Source organism: Staphylococcus sp. HMSC069E10 (assembly GCF_001809205.1).
Classification (GTDB): domain Bacteria; phylum Bacillota; class Bacilli; order Staphylococcales; family Staphylococcaceae; genus Staphylococcus; species Staphylococcus hominis.
Window position 1 is genome coordinate 1 of sequence record NZ_KV796480.1, and the last position, 21,704, is coordinate 21,704.

Here is a 21,704-nt window from a genome sequence, read left to right on the forward strand (position 1 = left end):
CTAGATACTTTATGTCCCGGACTCTTTTAATTTGTAATCATTAAGGGTAAATATAATATATAGTGAGATAAGGAGTTGTGAAATTAATGAAACAATCAACGAAAAGAGTTATCATGACGGGCGTTATTGGCGGATTATTAAGTGGTGCAGTTAAAATGGGATGGGAAGCACTCATCCCTCCTAGAACGCCACAACGTGAAGAAGAACCACCACCAATGACATTACTGCATAAATTGAATTTACCTGACAATGTTAAACATGCTACGTACCGTTATAACGAGAACGATATACCTATAACTGTCATGGGTGTTCATTATGGCTTTTCAATTGCAAATGCTATGGTATATGGATTACTTGCTGAAAAGTGTCCAAAAGTGGCGACATTAAGAGGTACATTCTTCGGTATTTTGATTCATATTGCTTTTCATGAATATATACTGCCTAAATTAAATCTAACACCACAAGTTAAAGATTTACCTAAAGAAGAACGCATTTCAGAATTATTAGGTCATATTGTTTGGATGAATACGATTGATTTAATACGAAATAGTCATCGATAAATAAAAAAGGAAGCGCGTGATAGTCACGCGCTTCCTTTTTGATATAATTGATCTTATCAATGGTTAGAAGTGCTTGAGGATGTTTCTGAAGTAGTTTGACGCTTTGTTTCTATGCGTTGTCTTAATTTTTCTCCCTCAATTTTACCCACTTTCGCATAATGGCTATGAGCAAAATGCATTTGAATAATTAAAAAAGTTGCACTTATAGCCCAATATACACTTAACGCTGATGCTGAATGTAATGATGCATAAGTAATAAATAAAGGGGATAAGACCATCATGACATAATAAGATCGACGTTCATTTTTAGGATAATGAATTGAGTTGACAAGAGGTTGTATAAAATACATCACAGCTGCAATGATGGTCATGATTATGTCAGTATGCATTAAATTAAACCATAAAAAATGAGGATGCTGAGTAATACCACCACTTGTTGGATATTTAATTGACGTATATAGTCCGAGAAGAATTGGAATTTGAATTAAAATTGGAAATGTGCCAATTAAATTTTTAAAAGGATTGATTCCATACTCATTATATTTTTTCATTAATAATTTATTTGCTGCACGTCGTTCTTCAGGCGATTGAGCTTCTTTAATTTTTTCTTGAATTTTATTAATTTCTGGTTTTACGACCTCTGTTTTGCCACGAATAACATGAATATTTTTTACTTGAATACACATGAGTGGCATCAGTATTAAACGCAATATAAATACAATGACGATAATAGCTAAACCATAGTTTTCATTGAATGCATGTCCTAAGACATGAAGTAAAGCATCCATCGGTTTTACAAATACAGTATAAAATAGGCCGTGTTGTTCTTCTTTATGAGAATAGTCACAGCCTGCAAGCATTATTAAGGCCATCAGTAATAAGAACCATTTCTTTTTCATATTTAAACTCCTATACACTGGTCTTTAATAATCTTAGTCTTAGTGATATAAGCTTAACATAATAATGAAGAAAAGAAGAAATACATGTTTTAATAGATTATATTGGTCGTTTGGATTGCGTTATGATGTTTAGGATAAAATAACTCCATAGACTTGTCAGTAATAAGACGAAGCTAAATAATGTTATTTTCGCTTGTAATGGTAACCATGACATCATAAAACACCAATCAGAATTTGATAATAAGAGTGTTGGAAGTAAGTGGAGAATCGCTAAAATAAGTGTAAAAGTTAACAGCATCATACTTATTTTGATGAGTAATCCACGAGACATCGTTTTAAAATGAATAGACTTAAATTTAAAAATTAAACGATAGATTATTAGAAAAACACTTGCTACAGCTATTAGCAAAATGATAGTGATGATGATAAATAGGATATTCCACTGATTAATAAGATATTGTAACGTTTTAATATGTTGACCATTACTCATTTGTGTATTGAGATGCTGTGCAAGTTCGGCTACATTTTTTGAATAGCTATTAGCAAGGACTACAATGCCATAATCTTTTTTTGGATTTAAAATAATATATGAAGAATAGTTTTCAAGTGTGCCAGGATGATATACAATTGTTTCTGAATGATTATCATCAATAAACCAACCTGTTGCATAGTGAACGTCTTGAGAATTATCTATTGCTTTAACTTTAGGTTGATGTGTTAGTTGAACTAATGATGCTACCTTTTTTGGCGGATTAAGTTGAAACTTCAACCAAGAGGCTAAATCTTTCGTGTTAGTCATCATATAGGCAGCTGGATTATCTCCTAAATTAAATTCAGGACTATCAGCATAAGCTTTTCCTTTTTTGGTTACATACCCTTGAGCATCATTGTTCTTTTTCATATTACTTTCCTTTACAGTTGATTGTGTCATATGTAATGGAGTGAAAAGATGTGTGTTTAAGTAAGTCGCATATGATTGATGTGAAGCCTTTTGAACAATCAAACCTAAAATATCATAATTCATATTGGAATATTCAAATTGCTTGCCAGGTTTAGCATCTAAGTTACGTCCTTTGATACTATGAACAAGGCCTTCTAGACTGTTTGTGTCTTTTGTGATTTTGTCATCATTTGTGATGTCTCCTGAAATACCACTTGTTTGAGCAATCAATTGATCTACTGTGATATCTACTTTTTTATGATTATATTTCATATAGAAACCTGAAATATAATGACTGACTTTATCATTGAGATTGATTTTATGTGCCTCAACAAGTTGCATTATTGCATAACCCGTAAATGCTTTGGTATTTGAAGCAATTTCAAAACGCGTATTTGGTGTGACTTTGGATTTCTTTTTAATATTTGAAAAACCATAGCCTTTATTAAGAATCGTCTTATTATTTTTTACAATAAGAATGGACATTCCTGGAATATGATCGTCTTTCATTTTATTAACAATCATGTTATCGATATAACTTTGTGACGATGGACTAAACATTGAATAACTAGGTTTTAATTTAATAGCTATGGAAAGAATAATGATTCCTACTAATAAAATCATCCCAATCATGATAAAATTTTTTCTCATTTTCCCTTACTTCCTTACTTAATACTCCTTAAAATTAAACCTCTAAAAATAGTATAGCAAGTTTAAACTTAAACCGCTCTATACAAATATTAAATACTGTTGATACCTCTTTATAACTATTAAAAAAAGATATACTCTAAAAATATAATTGTAAAAAGTTACTTAAAATGTAATTTATACTATATTATTTCCACGTAAATGTATACTTTTTCACTAAATAGGAGTATATTTTATCCATTAAAAATGAATATAAAAAGAGGTAAGGATGGATTATGTTCACTCAATTTAAAAGACTTATTATTGGTAAGCCAAAAAAAAATAGAGACTTAAAAAATGAAAAAATAAGTAACTTTAAGGCTTTAGCAATTTTATCTTCTGACGCATTATCTTCAGTAGCTTATGGTCCAGAACAGATTTTAATTACTTTATCTATGGTTGGCGCTATTGCATCTTGGTATACATTACCTATTGCGGCTGCTGTTTTAGTGCTACTTGCAGCATTGATTCTATCATATCGTCAAATTATATATGCTTATCCTAAAGGCGGAGGAGCGTATATGGTTTCTAAAACAAATTTAGGAGAAAAATGGGGATTGCTTGCAGGTGGCTCTTTATTAGTAGACTATATTTTAACCGTCGCAGTAAGCATTTCATCAGGTGCGGATGCTTTTGTTGCAGCATTTCCAGGGTTATATCACTATAAAGTATTCATTGCATGTTTATTGGTACTATTTATTCTAATAATGAATTTACGTGGTTTAACAGAGTCAGCAACTGTGCTCTCTTATCCAGTTTATTTATTTATAATTGGATTAATAGTCATGATTGTTATTGGAACATGGCAAGTGGCAACCGGACAAGCAGAACCTCATATGCAGGCGACAGTAGGAACCGCAGTGCCAGGTGTCACATTATTTTTATTACTTAAAGCATTTTCTTCAGGTGCATCATCTCTAACAGGTGTAGAAGCCATTTCGAATGCAGTAACAAACTTTAAAGATCCTGGATCTAAAAATGCAGTTAAAACGTTAATTACTATGGGAATGATATTAGCTTTCTTACTTGTAGGTATTGTGGGATTAGCATATTGGTATGGTATTATGCCACAGACTGAAACAACTGTATTATCTCAACTTGCAATGAATATTTTAGGGCATAATGTAGGATATTATTTTGTACAAGTAACGACTGTCATGATTCTTGTCCTAGCAGCTAATACTGGATTCACAGCTTTTCCAATGTTAGCTGCAAGTATGTCAAAAGATAAATATATGCCACGTATGTTTAACGTAAGAGGAGACCGTTTAGGTTATTCAAATTCAATTATTACATTAGGCATTTGTGCAATGTTGCTTATTATCTTTTTCCATGGTAAAACTGAAAATCTTATTCCTTTATATGCAGTAGGTGTGTTTATTCCATTTACACTAGCTCAATATGGAATGGTTTTAAAATGGATTCGTGGTCGTGAAAAAGGATGGTCTACTAAACTTATTGCAAATGCTATAGGGGGTACTATTACTTTTATCGTATTTATGATTTTCTTAATTACGAAATTTAACCAAGTATGGCCAATCTTAATTTTTTTACCGATTGTTGTATATATATTTACGCGTATTAATAGACATTACAAGGATATTGCTGAGCAACTTAGCACAACTAAAATTGTTCAAGATATGCCAGTGGTCGATAAAAATCTAGCGATTGTACCCGTTAATACGATCACTACAGCATTAAATAAATCTATTTATTATGCACATATGATTGCAGATGATGTGATTGCTGTACATGTATCTTTCGGAGATCAAACTGATAATTTATTTATTGAAAAATGGAATAAACAATATCCAGATATTAGACTAGTGACGTTACACTCAGAATATCGCAGTGTCATTCGTCCGATTTCTCGATTTATCGATAAAATTAATAAAAAAGCGAATGATCAAAACTATGTCATCACAGTGGTTGTCACTGAATTTATTCCTAAAAAACCATGGCATAACTTTTTACACAATCAAACGAGTTTGCGATTAAAAATGCATTTATTCTATCAAAAAAATGTTATTTTAGCGACGGTTCCTTATAAATTACAAAAGTAGAAGAAAATAAAAAGAACTCGAGAGATACAGGTCTCTTGAGTTCTTTCTATATATTAATGATTTAATTCCTTGGCAAGTACAATTTCATTATAGTTAATATTTTCACGTAATTGTGCGGCAATTTCATTTGTAACTTTATTTCTAGAAATCAATTCATCTAAAATTTGACGTTGAGTATACAATGCATCTAATTTGGCATCATATTGTTGTTGAGTATTTAATTCATACATGAATTTATTTTCCTCACTTTGACGTTTTCGATTATGATGTTGTCTTAACTTACGTGATAATGCATAATATTGGTTGATAATTAAACTGACTTCGAGAACATTTGTGCTATTTTGTTCTTCTTGAAGTCTTAAAGTCACCTGACGATTAACAATACGTATGATGTGTTGTACTTTTTTAAAGTTATGTCTTAATTCTTTTCTGTCAGTATAGCGTTGTTGTTCAAATGATGATTGATTCACACTTTTACGTGAATCTTTTCGCGCTTTAAATCTAAGTATGATTAACTTACTAAAACGATTCAATTTCTCAATAAAAGACATTTCTCTAAATGATTGTGTCAATTCCATTACTTTGCGATAATCACTTAAATCTTTTTTAGTAATACGCTCCTGTTTAATTAACTGTTGAAGCGTCTCAGTTTCAACATCTTCTGCAATGTCTCTTAATCGATGTAATTCTTTCGTATTTTTATCATCACTTTCCATGTCGATTAAAAATGATAATTCATTAAAATATTGATTCAGAATAGGTCGATAATCAATATCTTTGTGTGTATCTGCTTTTTCTTTTAATGTGCGAATAACATGTTGAATCATGAAAATTTTAGCTGATTGATAACTCATACCTTTGAAGTGTGATTGTTGTTCGGATGGCGTAATGAATGGAAGGATCATTTGTGCAAAAATTAAACTGATAAGTACCATCATTGAAGCAATAAAGAGTAAATCATTTCTATGATCAAAGTTCTGATTGCCGTTAATAATGAATGGTAATGTTAATGCCATTGACAATGAAATCGTTCCATGAATGCCACACAAAGTCATAATAAATGCATAACGACTCCGTTTTGGTGGTTGTGTTTCTTCTTCGTCATCGAGATATGCTTCAACATTTTTCGGATAGTAAAAATCTTTGAACAAAACATAGACCCAAATAAATCTAAAGATATAGATGGCAAATGCTATAAGGAATGCTACCACAATTAGAAAAACTAAATTTTGTGGTTCATTACGTACAATTTCCAAAATAACTTCTGGCACAATATATCCTAAAACGACGAAGACAAAGCCATTTAATGCATAACTTAATGTATTCCAAATTTGATTATAGTTCATTTGTAATTCAGTTTGGGCGCGAATGAGACGATCTCGTTCTAAACCATGAATCAACCCAGCTACCACAACTGCAATAATCCCAGAAGCATGAACTTCTTCAGCAATAAAATAAATGACAAAAGGAGTAAGTAATTGGATGAAAGTCAATGTATTACTATCTTTTAAACCTTTATTAGAAGTGAGGTAAACACGTAAACTGACGACTAAAGCGCCAATTATTGCACCTACTAAAATACCAAGAAATGTTGAGAGTAGAAATTGACCAATTGCATTTATAGCTGAAAAACTACCTGTCACCAGAGCAGTCACTGCAATTTTAAAAGAAATAATACCTGCAGCATCATTTAATAGAGACTCTCCTTCTAAAATTGCCATAGACCCCTTGGGTAATACTTTACCTTTAGTAATGGCTGATACAGCAACTGCATCTGTCGGACATAAAATAGCTGCAATAGCAAAAGCAGCTGGCATCGGTAAATTAGGCCAAATCCAATGAATGAAAAAGCCAACCCCAATCACAGTTGTAAATACTAATCCCATGGCCATAAGCACGACAGGTTTTCGGTATTCTAAAAGCTTTTCTCTAGAAACATGTGTCCCTTCCACAAATAAGAGTGGGGCAATGACAGCCATCATAAAAACTTCTGGTTCAAATTTAAAATGTAGTGGAATGGGTAAGATGAATAGCGCTACACCTAAGGCAATTTGAATGAAAGCTGTTGGAATGTTGGGGAAGCGATGATAAATAATAGAACTAATGATAACGGCAAGTATAAATAATAAAAAAGCTTCTAACAATTCCATATGTATTGTGACTCCTTTCTTTTTTAAATACTTAATATTTTACCATGATTAAAAAATAATAAGAAATTTTAGTATATGTCATTCTTAAGACATAGAAAAGCGAAACTGAATTCAGTTCCGCTTAATAAAATATCTAATGATTGATTGATTCTCGAGGTTGCTGACGTGTTTTTTCAGCTAAATATTCAGCATTTTTCTTATACTTTTTATAGAACAAGAATAAGAATATAAACCAAACTGGTGAAATAAATATGGCTACTCTCGTATCAGCACTAAAGAACAATAACACAAATACAAACAAGAAAAATGCAAGAATAACATAAGCCAGTGCTTTACCGCCTAGAAGTTTAAATTTATTGTGTTTATGTTCTTCAGGATTTTTTCGTACATATATAATGTAAGAAATAATAATCATTGCCCAAACAACTATAAATAATACAGTTGAGAGTGTAGTGACATAAATAAATAATTGAATTGCATCTGGAAAGATAAAATTTAATAATGCGGCTAAAAGTAATGTCCCAGAAGATACAAGCATTGATAAGTAAGGCACACTATGATGATTTGTCTTACTTAACATTTTGGGTCCTAGTCCTTGTTTAGATAATCCAAATAAAATACGACTATTTGAATAAATACCACTGTTCGTTGCAGAAGCGGCTGCTGTTAATACGACAAAGTTAACAAGTCCTGCTGCAAAAGGTAAGCCAATCATACTAAATAACATTACAAATGGACTTGCATCAGGGTTAATCTTATTCCAAGGAATCACTGACATGATCACAAGTAAGCTTCCCACATAGAATAATAAAATTCTAACAGGTACATTATTAATTGCTTTTGGAATCACTGTGCGAGGATCCTTAGTTTCTCCAGCTGTAACACCTATTAGTTCAATACCGATAAATGAGTAGACAGCAATTTGGAATGACATTAAAAATCCAGCTGGTCCATTTGGAAAAATACCACCATGATTTACAAGATTACTAAAAGACGCATGTCCATATGACGTTTTAAATGAAAAGAAAATCATAACTAAGCCAACGATAATCATAGCAATAATAGTAATAATTTTTATAATAGAGAACCAAAATTCTAACTCTCCAAATAATTTTGCACCAAGCATATTAAATGAAATAAGTAAGAGTACGATAAATAATACAGTTAGCCAGTGAGGAACGTTTGGAAACCAAAAACTAAAATATTGTCCCATTGCCGTTAAATCAGACATACTTGAAACAATCCAAGATAACCAATATGTCCAACCAATGACAAAACCACCGAATGGTCCCAAATATTCGTTGGCAATATCTACAAATGAATTGAAACGTGTATTACTAAGTAATAATTCTCCAAGTGCTCTCATGAAAGCAAATAACACTATACCAATAATTAGATAGGTGATTAGTAGGGATGGCCCTGTTAACGAAATCGTTTGTCCAGAACCTAAAAATAATCCTGTGCCAATAGCACCACCAATTGCAATTAATTGAATGTGTCTATTACTTAATTCTCTTTCTAACTGTCTTGCCATAGACTTCCCCCTCAGAAAGCCACACGATAATTACGTAAGCGCTTTCTTTAAATTTTAAAAACTTGTTTAACAAAGTGGAAAAGAGTGAAGATCAATTTGTAATTAATTAGAATATTCAGATTTTTAAAAGTTTACTTTTTTAAATTTTGTTAAATATGTAACTTTGTTAAAAGTTAATTTTATTATACTCTTAATTTTCAAAAAAACAAATGTGTGTATACAACTATGAAAAACAGAATAATTTATATTTATAATAATCTATGGCATAATAGATAAAATTTAAAAATGTATTAGAGGAGTAGAGGAATGAGAATCGGAGCGATTTCTGATCTACATATAGACAGACATCCTAAACTAAAATCAAATGTATATCTAGAAACATTGATTAAAGTAGTTCAACATAGAGAGATTGACTTACTATTAATTGCAGGAGATATTTCGAATTATTTTAGAGATAGCTATCAATTTATTAAAGATTTAAAAACTGCTTTACATATTCCCATATTATTTGTTCCAGGAAATCATGATTATTGGAAAGCAGAGGATGGAACGACATCTCAAGATATTTATGATTTTTATAGAACAAAGCCAGAGTGTTTGTTGGATCATCCATATGTAATTAATGATAATTGGGCTATTGTAGGCCATACTGCTTGGTATGATTACAGTTACGCTGATAAAAAGTTTGAAGAAACTCGATTAAAAAAAGGGAAATATTATGGGGCCACTTGGCAAGATAAAGTGAAAATCGATTGGGATGAAGATGATACGATTTTATCCAAAAAGGCGGCTAAGCATGTTAAACAAGAATTGGAGCAACTTCAAGATAAACAAATTATTTTAATGACACATATTGTGACACATTCTAAATTTGTAGTACCTACCCCTCATCGTATTTTTGATTTTTTCAATGCATTTATAGGTACATCAGATTTCGACCGATTATATCAACAGTTTCCGATTAAATACAGTATTATGGGGCATGTTCATTTTCGTAAATCTTTAGTAGAAAATAATATAACCTTTTTATGTCCTTGTTTAGGTTATAAAAGAGAATGGCGAACAGCAGATATATATTCAGAAATGAATCATGCATTAATAGACTTTGTAATAGAATAAAAAAGAGCAAGAAACGACGTTCAGAAGACAGTCGCTTTTTGCTCTTTTAATTTATGGTTTTACATAGATACATTTTTTACCAGGGGCGTTAAAGCTACGCTCCATGAATTCTTTTTTAATTTTTATAATCTGGAAGCGATTAGGTACTAATGCAGGCACAATTATTTTTCTTAAAAAGTGACTCCATAAAGGATCAATATAATAGTAATGTGTGTCGTCATATCCAATAAGTAATGTAACGTGAATGTTAGACACAAGCTGACGCGTGTGGTTATCAAATTTAAACGTTTTACGTGAAGGTTTTTGACCTAAGCTTGTATGATACATAAGAATCGGTTGTCCTTGATCAATCACAGTTTCTAATTCTTCTAAATTCGTACCAGTGCCATCTACGATACGTGAATCAAATGTTTGTAAATATGGAACATAAGCAGAAGGGAAAATCGTTTGGTGATGACCAAACTTAACAAGTAAATGGTGACCAACATAGCCTTTATAGGGATTATTTGGATGCGTAGGCCAATGTTTCATAATATCAGTAGCTTTAATATTATGATGATTATATTGTAATAACATAGCTGCAGAAACGCCTTCACAACCCATAATCATAGGGATTGGAAAAAGTTGACTTTTAGGCGTAACTGATAATAATTTTTTATTCATTAACGTTCTCCTTTATGTCAGTAAAACATTGTTTTAAAGTAAATTTATTATATACCTTGATTAGAGTAGCGTATAATCATTTGAATTCTTTGTATTAACAAAATGTGGGTCAACATATTTAAGACAATAAGAAGAATGTTGATATAGTAATTGATGTTAAAAATTCAAACCCAAAAGTGATTAAAGATATCATGCTTAAAATGTATCTTATTCATATACTAATTTTTAATATGCAACAGAAAGATTGAACAGTTAATATAAAATAAAATTGGGAGTTATGCATTTAAAAATGAATATATGCAAACTCCCAAGTATTATTTTATTTTGCGGCATGAACAATATCATTTATGTTATGTTTATTGCGTCAAAAATCTTTATTGCACATTATACCGATAGATAACATTAAAGGACCTGCTTTCTTTTGATTCTGTAGATATGGGTTTAGTCCTTAAGATGTCATAGCTTCTTATTTAATCTGATTGTGTTAAAAAAGTAAGTCAATCTTATTTTTCTAGGATGCATGTTATCGTTAATACAAATTAAAATTTATTAAATAATACGTGATTTTCAAGATGTACATGTTCATGTGTTTCACGTTCTAAATGTTCAAGGCGTGTGTAGACTAAACGCCAAGTATTACATGCTTCACTAGGTGGCTGATACTGATTTGTTAAATCGCTCATTTCTTCTAATAGATGTCCAGTTTGAGTATGATCTTCAACTAAACTTTCAATAACCTGATGCGCATTCTTAACTTGTTCACCACGTGCAATTTTAATGAGTAATGGAAAATCATGATTATCTTCTTTATCCATATGTTCAAGCATACCATCACGATACTGGCGATATAACTCTTGTAATTGAAGTAAATATGGATGGTTTGGTCCATGAACTTTTGCAATTTTAGTGACATAAGGTGAAAGGTTTTTAAATTCTTCATGCATTGTTTCATGGTAACGTGATTGAATATATTGAATTAAGGAAGGGACATCTAAATATTTAACGTTGATATTTCCTGTTGAATGTACAGGTAAATGATTAATTTCTTCTATAATTGTATCGACATTTACTTTTTTATTTTTTACTGCATTTTTAATTGAGATATTTCCACCACAACAAAAATCTATTCCGTATTTTCTGAAAACATCCGAACTTAATGGAAAATCAGTAACGACATTAGCAACAATTGAATCTTTAGTGACCATAAATAAATCCTCCTTATTTAACTATAGTTTATTATAGTAAATAATAATCATTTTCAATTAGAGAAGAATAAGTTGTCATGTATTTGTTGAAAAGTCATTACAAATTTGTGAATGTTAAAAAATACTTGAGATATAATAATTGTCTCAAATATTTTTTAACATATTAGCAGTCGATGTTTATATTAAAAATGGATGCTAGATTACGTTTATTAATATAAGAATATATTAGATACGTTGATATTTTTTAAAATATAAAAATTGAAGTAAAACTATGAGAATTGCTGTGATAACAATTACTGTGAGATAAGGCATTACATTATACTGTCCTTTAAGACCAACTAAAGGAGACACTAGACCACCAAGGATAAATTGGAATAAACCTAGTAAACTAGAAGCATTTCCACTTCCACCAGTACGTTCTTCCATAGCCATTGAAAATCCTAAGGGGCCGATTGAAGTGACAGGACAAACATTTAAAAAGAAAGCGACTAATAAGAGCCACAATGGACCTTGTAATATCAAAGTAAATACAACGAGAAGTACACCAATAAGTTGAATGAAAGTCAAATAAATTAAGATTTTAAAACGATGTATACGTTCAACAAGCAAAGCAACGATTTGACTCACAACAATTAAACCAATGCCATTGATTGCAATCATTACGCTAAATTGTTGAGGCGTCATATGGTATATTTTCTGAGTGATAAACGGAGAAGCAGATGAAAAACTAAATAACATAACATAAGTTAATCCTTGTAAAAACATTGGAATAATAAATCTTGGTCGTTTAAGCAAACGTCCAAAGTCAGAAAATATATGTTTGAAATTGGCAGTAACATGCTCAGAATGATGTGTGGTCGGCATATTGAAAGTAACGCCACATAACATGATTATGCTAATAGCTGTTAAAATAACAAAGATAATTCTCCATGAGCCAAGAGAAAGCGATAAACCTCCAAGTAATGGCATTAAAATAGTTACTATACCATTTACAACCATAAGAGAAGCAAGAAATTTAGCTAGAGTATTTCCTTGGTAATAATCTCCTGCGAAAGCTTTAGCGATAACAATAATACCTCCGGCAGTTAATCCTTGTACCAAACGTATCAATAAAAATAGTGGAAATGTTGTAATAAATATCGCACCACATGAAGCTAAAACGAATACACTAAGAATTATTAGTGCAATTTTTTTTCGACCGAATACATCTGATAAAGGTCCGAATATAAACTGTCCAAGTGCTAGGCCAATCATTGCAAAGGATAGGGTAAGTTGTATGCTTGACGTTGATGTATTAAATTGTTGCTGAACTGCTGGTAAAGCGGGTAAATACATATCTATAATCATTGGACCAAATGCTGTCATTGTTCCTAGAACAATGAGTAATAGCATCGGCAATTTAGTATGTGTTGAGTTATGCATAATTGTACTCCTTGAAAAGATTTGCAATGTACATTATATAGGTTTTTGAGAAAATATGTAATTTCAAATATAAAAAGCTCTAAAAAGATTGATTTAATCAATCTTTTTAGAGCTGAAATTTGTCACAATACATAAGAATATTAATTATTATTACCAAGAATACTGTTTAGTTTTTTCTTGATATCATCTACTTTATTATTGACATCATCTAATAGCGCATTCACTTTGTTTTCATTTGCGTTGTTTTGTTGTGCATTATTTGCTTCTTTTAACTTATTAACTTGGTCTTGATAAAATTGAGTTAATTTAGAGTCTTCTTTAGTAATCTCATTATTTTTTAATTTATCAATTTGAGATTGTATTTGTCTAAGACGTGATTCAGTGTCTATTTTATCTTTAATATCATTTTTTGCATCTTCAACTTGTTTCTTGATATTATCGCTTTGATTTTGAACTTCTTGTTGATAATTTTTAGATACATCATTTGTTGCATTATACGTATGTTGTTTATTGTCCGATTCCTTTTTATGATCAATATAAGATTTAGTCGCAAAAATGCCAATAATTAAAAGAAGAATTGCAATAATAGCGATTAACCAACGTTTTGATTTTTTATTTTTTTCATTCTCTTCTTCTAGTAATTGTTCACGTCTAAAGTCACGATCGTTATAGTAACGGTTAGCATTTTCATCATAATCGCCCTGATTTTGATGATGATACTCTTGACGAGGTTCATTTCTTCTGTAATTTTCTTCACTTTGACGTCTCTGTTGACGTTGTTGATACTCGCGACTTTTTTGATTACGTTGTTGATATTGATCATCGTATTGATATGAATCTTTGTATTTTTCAGTACGTTTCATAGATTTCACCTCTTTTTAATCATTTAACTTAATTAATCGAGCAATATTTTCAGCAGTTTGTGTTAAGAATCGTTCTCCATTTTCTAATAAATAGGGGAGTTCTGATGGCGTTTCTATAATGCTAAACACAGTATCAATTCCATGTTGATATACGGCTTGATAATTTTTTCCTAAACTACCGCATATACCAATAACAGGTAAGTCGAATTGTTTGGCTGCTTTTGCCACTCCGATAGGTGTTTTACCATAAATCGTTTGTACATCTATTTTTCCTTCTCCTGTAATAACTAAATCGGCATCTTTAATGCTTTGAAGAAATTGCGTTTCTTTTAAGACAATATCGATGCCATTAGATAATGACGCATTGAAGAAAGTGAGAATACCAGCTCCTAATCCACCGGCAGCTCCAGCACCAGGTATATCTTTAACACTGATATGATATGCTTTCTCTATCATATCATGATAATTTGCGAGTGCGGAATCCAACTTTGGTATCATCTTTTCAGTTGCTCCCTTTTGTGGTCCGTAAATATATGTTGCACCATTAGAACCTAATAAAGGATTTGTAACATCACATGCCACTTCAAAGGTAACGTCGTTTAATCTATAATCTAATTTTGACGCATCTATATGAGTTAAATGAGCAAGAGCGCCACCACCAAGTTCAATTTCTTCATTATCAGAGTTTAGAAATTTTACGCCAAGAGCGGTCAGCATACCACTACCACCATCATTTGTTGCACTCCCCCCTATGCCTAATATAATTTTAGTCACATTATGGTTTAGAGCATCTTTAATTAATTCGCCAACGCCAAATGTTGTAGTAATTAAAGGATTACGTTCATCTGTACGAATTAAATCTAATCCTGAAGCTGCTGCCATTTCAATAATAGCCACATGATTATCTCTCGAACGAGCATAAGATGCAGTCACTTCTCTAAAAAGTGGATCATGTACTTTAATGCTATGAATTGTCGCATCTAATGCTTCTATTAAAGCTTCGGTTGTACCTTCGCCACCATCTGCCATAGGGATAACCTCTGTTTTAAGCGCATCACCGAATATATTTTTAAAACCCTGTTCTATAGCTAATCCAGCTTGTTTAGCAGACATACTCTCTTTAAATGAATCTGGCGCAATAACCATTTTGTTTATGTTCAACGAGATCACTTCTGATTAAAATTATAAATAAAAAACTAAATTAAAATGATTTAATGTTTAAAATATAAAAAAAGTATATAATGGTATTTAATTAAATAGAATTGATTAAACACTATAATGTAACATTATTGTAGTGGAGGAGTAGTGTAAATGTCTAACTTTAAACAACACGAATTTTACATCTGGGTCATAGGGTTATTATTATTTTACGGTTACTTAGGTTTAATTATTCCTTTACATGGAATCGATTGGTTTTTTGGAAGTCATCAAGGCATAAGTACCTTTTATCATCATTTTGATAATTTGAATGGACGTTATATTAGTAATTTAATTGAACTTGTAGCAGTGCGTTCGGTAATATTACGTATGATTATGTATTCAATAATATCAGTAAGCATTATTTTATTAATACTCAAATTGATACGCCAAACATTTTCAATCCGTCATCTCATGCTTGCAACTATGTTATTGCTTATTATACCTAATTCAGTTTTTTCAGAGAGTTATGGAAGCTTTGGCTACTTTTTTAGTTATGCTTTTGGAATGATATGTGTTCTCTATAATTTGTATTTTATAAGTCAAATTTTATTTATAAAAGATGAACTAAAAATGTACAATGTCATTTTATTTTGGATCAGTTGTTTCAGTGGGCAATTATTTGCTGAATCATTAACTTTTTTCGTTAATTTGGCTTTATTCACGACATTAATTGCTTATTTTGTGTTAAAACGTAAAATTAACTTTAATTTATTAATAGGGTTTCTATTATCATTATGTGGTACATTAATCATGTTGATTAACCAGACGTACATTAATTATCTAAGTGACATTCAAGCAATGAGAGCACACATTGATGGCTTAGGTTATGTTCATAAATTAAGAGTTACAATATTAAATGACCTTCCACGTTATATGTTTTTTAATCATATTATCATAGTGTCTATGATTGCGATTGTTATAATTGGGTTACTTATAAAAAATACTCGCTTTCAAACGTTTTCTAAAATCAGACAAATGATATTAATGATTGGTATACTTGTATTGCCTATATACAAGATATTTATTTTTGAACCCTTTAATTTTAATCAAACAACTTTGATTACAAGTTATGGTCTAATTAATTTCTTATTATGTTTTAGCTTTTTCGTCAGTATAAGTATGGCTAGTTTTATTATAGTTACAGATAGCTACTATCGTATTATTTTAATAGTTGCTTTTATTTCTATTATTTTAAGTGCTATACCTATCTTTTTCATTTCAGAGGTAACGTCTCAACAGTTCTTTATTGTATATATAATGTGGTGTGTGATATTGATTACTTTAGTTACTGAATTACATACTTTAAAACAAAGCTATGATAATATTCTTAAAATTTGTGTAGGATGTTTATTATTCGTATTTATTGCTATTTTTACGATTGTGCATTTTAAATATGAAGCTAGATTAAATAATATTCAAACTCAAATTCAACAACATAGAAATGAAATTATTGTAAAACATTTGCCATTTGAGACATATTTCTATGAAATGACTCCAACTGAAGAAATCGAAAAGGAAAATTTCAAAGAGTACTATCAAATTTCAAATAATAAACAACTTAAAATATTGCCGTTTGATATTAATGTAATAGAAGACAGAGGAGATTAACTATGAAGTTAAAACAAACGCACTATGAAATAATTAAATTCGTCATAGTGGGTGGGATTAATACACTTGATTATTATTTAGTGTATCTCATTTTACTAAAATTATTACACATTCACTATATGGTGAGTCATATTATTGGATTTATAGTAAGTTTTATTATTTCTTATTATTTAAATTGTTATTTCGTTTATAGAGTTAAACCAACCCTTAAGAAATTTTTAAGTTTTCCATTAACACAAGTAGTAAATATGGGAATGCAATCTTTGTTTTTATATATCTTTGTAAGATGGTTTAATTTCCCTTCTGAAATTGCACCGTTTGTAGGACTTATCGTTACAATTCCGATTACTTTTATATTATCTAAATGGATTTTAAAAGACTAAAATTTAAAAAAGAGCTAGAATTGTGTACTTCTAGCTCTTTTTTTTATAAATAGGAAATTAGGTTTGACTAAAAAATTAATTAGCTTATTTTTATAAAAATGATAGAAATAAAAAAATATTGTAATTCAAATTTTGATAGTACATACTAGTAATACTAAGTGTTTAAGGTGGTTAACTAGATATGACCCAAAACGAAAATCTTAAATTGGCGCAAAGAGGCGCTTATTTAAGTTTAGTTGTTTATATCGTTTTATCTGTTGCAAAATATATTACTGGATATGTGTACGATTCGGCAGCTGTAAGAGCAGATGCATTGAACAATATGACTGATATTGTTGTATCTATCGCTGTTATTGTGGGGTTAAAGATTTCAATTAAGCCAGCTGATAAAAATCATCCTTATGGTCATTTGAAATCTGAAAATATTTCAACGCTTTTCGTATCATTCATTATTATGTTTGTAGGTATCCAAGTAGTGATTGAAAATGCACCTCGAATGTTGACAAATGAACACCATATTCCAAATTTTATTACGATTATTATTAGTATGATGAGTGGTGTCATTATGATTGGTGTTTATGCTATTAATCATAGACTTGCAAAACAAACTAAAAGTAGCTCATTAGACTCGGCCTCAAAAGATAATTTATCTGACGGTTTAGTCAGTATTGGTACTGCTATTGGATTATTATTTACACAATTTGGTCTACCTATTATTGATGTGATACTTGCTACTGTATTAGGATGTTTAATTATTTATACTGGGTTTGGGATATTTAAAGATTCAATTTTTGCATTGAGTGATGGATTTAAGGAACAAGATTTAGAAGAATATCGAAGTCTTGTTCAAGAAGTTACAGATGTAAGAGAAGTAAAAAATGTAAAAGGACGTTATCACGGCAGTAGCATTTTTTTAGATGTAACGATTGTAGTTGATGCAAATTTATCATTACAAGAAGCGCATGATATTTGCGATAGAGTAGAAACACATTTAGAACATAATGGTATATCGTCTGTATATGTTCATCCAGAACCAAATACATTAAATGAGAAATAAAAAAGAGCGGGAGTATACTCCTGCTCTTTTTTGATTCAATTTACCACCAACCATTTGATTCTCTAAAACGTATCGCTGCTCCAATTGATCCATAACGTTCTTTTGCATATTGAATCATGCCTTTAGTTTGGGTTTCCACTGATCCATACCCCCATGATTGGTTAGTTTGGCCTAATCCATGGTATTGACCATTTGATGCATTAGGGTTACCGCCGGATTCAGGAAGTACAATTTTCTCCCACATTTCTTCTGTGCCTCCAGCAGCTAAGAAACGTTGATATACTGATTGTGTACGACTTGAAGTACTAGAAGTTGTCGCGTTTGAACTTGATATATTTAAATTAGATGTATGACTTTGATGATATTGGTATTGATGTTGTTGAGAAGGGGATGTTGATACCTCTTCTGCGTGTGCCTGGCCACTTTCTAATCCAGCGGCACCTAATGAGAGCATGGTCATTAATGCAAAAATTGATTTTTTTATGATAAAAAACTCCTTTGTGATTTGGATATTAATGTTCGAATTAAAACATTGCATCCCAATAAATCTAGATGTTGACTACGGTATGTTCACTATAACAGTTAATTTAATGACATAGGTTACTGTCATATCAAGAATCATTATCAAATATGAACACGAAGTAACAAATATCTCAAACGTTTATCATATATTCCGAATTAAATTATAAGTAGTCCTATTATGAAAAAAAGTGAAATAGTTCTATAATAATGGTGTAAAGATAAATAGATATTAAATTAAATAATGAGGAAAGTATTTATAATTCAATCGTTATACTCATTAACTTTCTATTAACCTAAGGAGTGTTATATTATGCCAAAATTAATTTTATGTCGCCATGGACAAAGTGAATGGAATGCGAAAAATTTATTTACCGGTTGGGAAGATGTTCAACTGTCAGAACAAGGGAGAAATGAAGCCATCACTTCAGGTAAAAAATTAAAAGAAAACAAAATTGAAATTGATGTTGCTTATACTTCTTTATTAACAAGAGCATTGGAAACGACTCAATATTTATTAGCTGAATCTGACCAAGAATGGATTCCCGTTCATAAAAGTTGGCGCTTGAACGAACGACACTATGGAAAATTACAAGGGTTAAATAAAGATGATGCCCGTAAGGAATTTGGTGAAGAACAAGTTCATCAATGGAGACGTTCTTATGATGTATTACCGCCAGCACAAACTGAAGAACAACGTCAATCTTATTTAAATGATCGTCGTTATCGTCATTTAGATCATCGTATGATGCCTTACTCTGAAAGTTTAAAAACAACATTAGAGCGTGTCATTCCAATTTGGACTGATCATATTTCACAACATTTATTAGATGGGGATACTGTACTTGTAGCAGCACATGGTAACTCTATTCGAGCATTAATTAAATATTTAGAAAACGTATCAGATGAAGACATTATAGGCTATGAAATTAAAACTGGCGCACCGTTAATTTATGAATTAGATGATGATTTAAAAGTAACTAATCATTATTATTTATAAAAGTGTGAGCAAGAATTTTTATTTATTGTAATATAGTAGATACAATAAAAGGCTAAAGCATTAAAGAAGTGCTTTAGTCTTTTATTAATGTAGTGGAGTAAGATTGTTTGTAAAAATAGTTAAACGGTTTTAACTAACGTCGATATTGCTTAATCATCTTTAATGCACGTTTGCGTGTTTTAATATTAGAACTTTTTAAGTTGCGACGTGCAGTTTGTAAATCTTGTTTCATAAATAGTCCTCCTTTTTATAAAGAATAAAGGAAAAGATGGTTTATGTAAATAGTAATTATTACGATTTATAAAATAAAAATAAGGAGATGATACCATGTCGCATAGTAAAAAGTTAATTATGATTTTCACTATGCTATTAGGTGGTTTTTTTGGTTTATTAAATGAAACCTTGTTGACCACAGCATTACCGAGAATAATGAAAGATTTTCATATTGCATATTCTCAAGTACAATGGCTCACAACAGCCTTCTTACTAACAAATGGAGTAGTTATTCCATTATCTGCATTTATTATTCAACGTTATACAACAAGACAGGTCTTCTTAACTGGAATTATTATATTCTTTCTAGGCACTTTACTAGGAGGATTTAGCCCTAATTTCACTACTTTATTAATTGCAAGAATTATCCAAGCATTAGGTTCTGGTATTATGATGCCACTAATGATGACGACTATATTAGATATATTTGAACCGCACGAACGTGGAAAATATATGGGGATGTTTGGATTAGTGATTGGTTTAGCACCAGCGATTGGACCTACATTATCTGGATATTTGGTTGAATACATTAATTGGAGAGCATTGTTTTATGTTGTAGCTCCAATTTCAGCAGTGACTTTTATACTTGCTTTAATTTTTATTAAAAACGTTGGAGTAAAAGTAAAAGCGCCCATTGACATGCTATCCATTATCTTATCTATTATCGGATTCGGTGGTATGTTATATGGGGTAAGTTCTATTTCTCAGAAAGGTTGGAATGACCCAGTCGTTCTGAGCACTATTATTTTAGGCATTATTTTTGTAGTTTTATTTATTTGGAGACAAGAACGACTTGAAACCCCTCTATTAAGTTTTAAAGTATTTAAAAATAGTCAATTCGCAGTGGGTATTGCTATTATGGCTGTAACGATGATTTCAATGATTGGATCTGAAACGGTCTTACCTATGTTTGTACAAAATGTGTTGCAACGTACGCCTGTTGATTCTGGTTTGATATTGTTACCCGGAGCAATTGTAATGGCAATCATGTCCATCATATCTGGGCGTTTATATGAAACGTTTGGAGCACGAGTACTTTCAATGATAGGTATGATTATTGTAACGATTACGACGTCCTACTTTGTAGTGATGGATGAGCATACGTCAACAATTGTTTTAGCAACTATTTATGCGATTCGTATGATTGGTATTGCTTTAGGGTTAATGCCTGTAATGACGCATACAATGAACCAACTAACTCCAGAATTAAATGCTCATGGATCTTCAATGACAAATACGATTCAACAAGTAGCGGGTTCTATTGGTACAGCTGGTTTAGTAACAATTTTAAGTGTAGCAAGTCAGCATTTTAAACCGACACCAAGTGATTATCAAGGAATGGCTAAAACAGAGATGATGAAACATATTCAAACAGACGCAATGATACATGGTTATCATTCTGGCTTTTTATTTGCAGTGATTATCACAGTCGTTAGTTTATTATTAACTTTTTTACTTAAACGAAAAAAAGATATAAATGAAGAAAGTTATTAACCTCATATCTAAACATTCTATTTTATTTAATAGTTTAAATAGTTATTGACTATTCATAGTGATGA

19 protein-coding genes are annotated in these 21,704 nt (G+C 30.9%); 8 read left to right on the forward strand and 11 right to left on the reverse strand.

The window, feature by feature from the left end; genetic code table 11:
* Window positions 1-86: 86 nt before the first annotated feature.
* Window positions 87-560 carry a DUF1440 domain-containing protein gene (locus HMPREF2561_RS05795; RefSeq protein ID WP_070468501.1) on the forward strand — a complete coding sequence of 158 codons (474 nt, stop codon included), beginning with the start codon at window positions 87-89 and terminating at the stop codon, window positions 558-560.
* 56 nt (window positions 561-616) lie between these two features.
* Here HMPREF2561_RS05795 and yidC read toward each other — a convergent pair whose 3' ends face one another.
* Window positions 617-1,459: a membrane protein insertase YidC gene (yidC, locus tag HMPREF2561_RS05800; RefSeq protein WP_070468503.1), complete on the reverse strand. Its 843-nt coding sequence runs from the start codon at window positions 1,457-1,459 to the stop codon at window positions 617-619.
* A 97-nt stretch (window positions 1,460-1,556) separates the two neighbouring features.
* Complete coding sequence (locus tag HMPREF2561_RS05805; protein ID WP_070468505.1) at window positions 1,557-3,050, reverse strand: serine hydrolase domain-containing protein; 1,494 nt, start codon at window positions 3,048-3,050, stop codon at window positions 1,557-1,559.
* Between the two features lie 272 nt (window positions 3,051-3,322).
* On the opposite strand from HMPREF2561_RS05805, the gene HMPREF2561_RS05810 reads away from it, so the two are divergent.
* Window positions 3,323-5,149 carry an APC family permease gene (locus tag HMPREF2561_RS05810; RefSeq protein WP_017174985.1) on the forward strand — a complete coding sequence of 609 codons (1,827 nt, stop codon included), beginning with the start codon at window positions 3,323-3,325 and terminating at the stop codon, window positions 5,147-5,149.
* 53 nt (window positions 5,150-5,202) lie between these two features.
* On the opposite strand, the gene HMPREF2561_RS05815 is transcribed toward HMPREF2561_RS05810, so the two are convergent.
* Window positions 5,203-7,299, reverse strand: a complete 2,097-nt coding sequence (locus tag HMPREF2561_RS05815; RefSeq protein ID WP_070468507.1) for a cation:proton antiporter — start codon at window positions 7,297-7,299, stop codon at window positions 5,203-5,205.
* A gap of 133 nt (window positions 7,300-7,432) precedes the next feature.
* Window positions 7,433-8,833: an amino acid permease gene (locus HMPREF2561_RS05820; protein WP_070468509.1), complete on the reverse strand. Its 1,401-nt coding sequence runs from the start codon at window positions 8,831-8,833 to the stop codon at window positions 7,433-7,435.
* 306 nt (window positions 8,834-9,139) lie between these two features.
* Here HMPREF2561_RS05820 and HMPREF2561_RS05825 point away from each other — a divergent pair, with 306 nt between their 5' ends.
* Window positions 9,140-9,952 (forward strand): metallophosphoesterase, encoded by an 813-nt coding sequence (locus HMPREF2561_RS05825; protein WP_070468510.1) that lies wholly within the window; start codon window positions 9,140-9,142, stop codon window positions 9,950-9,952.
* A 51-nt stretch (window positions 9,953-10,003) separates the two neighbouring features.
* Here the strand turns inward: HMPREF2561_RS05825 and HMPREF2561_RS05830 are convergent, their stop codons facing one another.
* The 5 genes from HMPREF2561_RS05830 to HMPREF2561_RS05850 all read right to left on the reverse strand — a co-directional run bounded on the left by HMPREF2561_RS05830 (window position 10,004) and on the right by HMPREF2561_RS05850 (window position 15,266).
* The gene (locus HMPREF2561_RS05830; protein ID WP_017174981.1) at window positions 10,004-10,615 is read right to left on the reverse strand and encodes a C39 family peptidase; all 612 of its coding nucleotides are present in this window, start codon (window positions 10,613-10,615) and stop codon (window positions 10,004-10,006) included.
* A gap of 539 nt (window positions 10,616-11,154) precedes the next feature.
* A complete protein-coding gene (scdA, locus tag HMPREF2561_RS05835) occupies window positions 11,155-11,820 on the reverse strand; it encodes an iron-sulfur cluster repair di-iron protein ScdA (RefSeq protein WP_070436313.1) in 666 nt (221 codons plus the stop codon).
* 225 nt (window positions 11,821-12,045) lie between these two features.
* The gene (locus tag HMPREF2561_RS05840; protein WP_002488760.1) at window positions 12,046-13,242 is read right to left on the reverse strand and encodes a putative multidrug effflux MFS transporter TcaB; all 1,197 of its coding nucleotides are present in this window, start codon (window positions 13,240-13,242) and stop codon (window positions 12,046-12,048) included.
* A 140-nt stretch (window positions 13,243-13,382) separates the two neighbouring features.
* Window positions 13,383-14,105 (reverse strand): hypothetical protein, encoded by a 723-nt coding sequence (locus HMPREF2561_RS05845; RefSeq protein WP_002488783.1) that lies wholly within the window; start codon window positions 14,103-14,105, stop codon window positions 13,383-13,385.
* Window positions 14,106-14,120: 15 nt separating this feature from the next.
* Window positions 14,121-15,266, reverse strand: coding sequence for a glycerate kinase (locus tag HMPREF2561_RS05850; protein ID WP_019834816.1), 1,146 nt, complete (start codon window positions 15,264-15,266; stop codon window positions 14,121-14,123).
* 150 nt (window positions 15,267-15,416) lie between these two features.
* Here HMPREF2561_RS05850 and HMPREF2561_RS05855 point away from each other — a divergent pair, with 150 nt between their 5' ends.
* The 3 genes from HMPREF2561_RS05855 to HMPREF2561_RS05865 all read left to right on the forward strand — a co-directional run bounded on the left by HMPREF2561_RS05855 (window position 15,417) and on the right by HMPREF2561_RS05865 (window position 18,353).
* The gene (locus HMPREF2561_RS05855) at window positions 15,417-16,913 is read left to right on the forward strand and encodes a hypothetical protein (protein ID WP_017174978.1); all 1,497 of its coding nucleotides are present in this window, start codon (window positions 15,417-15,419) and stop codon (window positions 16,911-16,913) included.
* A gap of 2 nt (window positions 16,914-16,915) precedes the next feature.
* Window positions 16,916-17,296: a GtrA family protein gene (locus HMPREF2561_RS05860; RefSeq protein WP_017174977.1), complete on the forward strand. Its 381-nt coding sequence runs from the start codon at window positions 16,916-16,918 to the stop codon at window positions 17,294-17,296.
* 181 nt (window positions 17,297-17,477) lie between these two features.
* Complete coding sequence (locus HMPREF2561_RS05865) at window positions 17,478-18,353, forward strand: cation diffusion facilitator family transporter (RefSeq protein ID WP_017174976.1); 876 nt, start codon at window positions 17,478-17,480, stop codon at window positions 18,351-18,353.
* Between the two features lie 40 nt (window positions 18,354-18,393).
* Here HMPREF2561_RS05865 and HMPREF2561_RS05870 read toward each other — a convergent pair whose 3' ends face one another.
* Window positions 18,394-18,837 (reverse strand): aggregation-promoting factor C-terminal-like domain-containing protein, encoded by a 444-nt coding sequence (locus HMPREF2561_RS05870; RefSeq protein WP_017174975.1) that lies wholly within the window; start codon window positions 18,835-18,837, stop codon window positions 18,394-18,396.
* A 348-nt stretch (window positions 18,838-19,185) separates the two neighbouring features.
* Between HMPREF2561_RS05870 and HMPREF2561_RS05875 the strand changes: the two genes are divergently transcribed.
* Window positions 19,186-19,872, forward strand: coding sequence for a 2,3-diphosphoglycerate-dependent phosphoglycerate mutase (locus tag HMPREF2561_RS05875; RefSeq protein ID WP_017174974.1), 687 nt, complete (start codon window positions 19,186-19,188; stop codon window positions 19,870-19,872).
* Between the two features lie 133 nt (window positions 19,873-20,005).
* Here HMPREF2561_RS05875 and HMPREF2561_RS10745 read toward each other — a convergent pair whose 3' ends face one another.
* Window positions 20,006-20,104 (reverse strand): putative metal homeostasis protein, encoded by a 99-nt coding sequence (locus HMPREF2561_RS10745; protein ID WP_017174973.1) that lies wholly within the window; start codon window positions 20,102-20,104, stop codon window positions 20,006-20,008.
* Window positions 20,105-20,199: 95 nt separating this feature from the next.
* On the opposite strand from HMPREF2561_RS10745, the gene HMPREF2561_RS05880 reads away from it, so the two are divergent.
* Complete coding sequence (locus tag HMPREF2561_RS05880) at window positions 20,200-21,639, forward strand: MDR family MFS transporter (protein WP_070436312.1); 1,440 nt, start codon at window positions 20,200-20,202, stop codon at window positions 21,637-21,639.
* Window positions 21,640-21,704 lie beyond the last annotated feature (65 nt).

Excerpts from the sequence above, each read along its gene's own strand:
- HMPREF2561_RS05795 (WP_070468501.1), top strand. The coding sequence starts at position 87 with ATGAAACAATCAACGAAAAGAGTTATCATGACGGGCGTTATTGGCGGA.
- yidC (WP_070468503.1), bottom strand. The coding sequence starts at position 1,459 with ATGAAAAAGAAATGGTTCTTATTACTGATGGCCTTAATAATGCTTGCA.
- HMPREF2561_RS05805 (WP_070468505.1), bottom strand. The coding sequence starts at position 3,050 with ATGAGAAAAAATTTTATCATGATTGGGATGATTTTATTAGTAGGAATC.
- HMPREF2561_RS05810 (WP_017174985.1), top strand. The coding sequence starts at position 3,323 with ATGTTCACTCAATTTAAAAGACTTATTATTGGTAAGCCAAAAAAAAAT.
- HMPREF2561_RS05815 (WP_070468507.1), bottom strand. The coding sequence starts at position 7,299 with ATGGAATTGTTAGAAGCTTTTTTATTATTTATACTTGCCGTTATCATT.
- HMPREF2561_RS05820 (WP_070468509.1), bottom strand. The coding sequence starts at position 8,833 with ATGGCAAGACAGTTAGAAAGAGAATTAAGTAATAGACACATTCAATTA.
- HMPREF2561_RS05825 (WP_070468510.1), top strand. The coding sequence starts at position 9,140 with ATGAGAATCGGAGCGATTTCTGATCTACATATAGACAGACATCCTAAA.
- HMPREF2561_RS05830 (WP_017174981.1), bottom strand. The coding sequence starts at position 10,615 with ATGAATAAAAAATTATTATCAGTTACGCCTAAAAGTCAACTTTTTCCA.
- scdA (WP_070436313.1), bottom strand. The coding sequence starts at position 11,820 with ATGGTCACTAAAGATTCAATTGTTGCTAATGTCGTTACTGATTTTCCA.
- HMPREF2561_RS05840 (WP_002488760.1), bottom strand. The coding sequence starts at position 13,242 with ATGCATAACTCAACACATACTAAATTGCCGATGCTATTACTCATTGTT.
- HMPREF2561_RS05845 (WP_002488783.1), bottom strand. The coding sequence starts at position 14,105 with ATGAAACGTACTGAAAAATACAAAGATTCATATCAATACGATGATCAA.
- HMPREF2561_RS05855 (WP_017174978.1), top strand. The coding sequence starts at position 15,417 with ATGTCTAACTTTAAACAACACGAATTTTACATCTGGGTCATAGGGTTA.
- HMPREF2561_RS05860 (WP_017174977.1), top strand. The coding sequence starts at position 16,916 with ATGAAGTTAAAACAAACGCACTATGAAATAATTAAATTCGTCATAGTG.
- HMPREF2561_RS05865 (WP_017174976.1), top strand. The coding sequence starts at position 17,478 with ATGACCCAAAACGAAAATCTTAAATTGGCGCAAAGAGGCGCTTATTTA.
- HMPREF2561_RS05875 (WP_017174974.1), top strand. The coding sequence starts at position 19,186 with ATGCCAAAATTAATTTTATGTCGCCATGGACAAAGTGAATGGAATGCG.
- HMPREF2561_RS10745 (WP_017174973.1), bottom strand. The coding sequence starts at position 20,104 with ATGAAACAAGATTTACAAACTGCACGTCGCAACTTAAAAAGTTCTAAT.
- HMPREF2561_RS05880 (WP_070436312.1), top strand. The coding sequence starts at position 20,200 with ATGTCGCATAGTAAAAAGTTAATTATGATTTTCACTATGCTATTAGGT.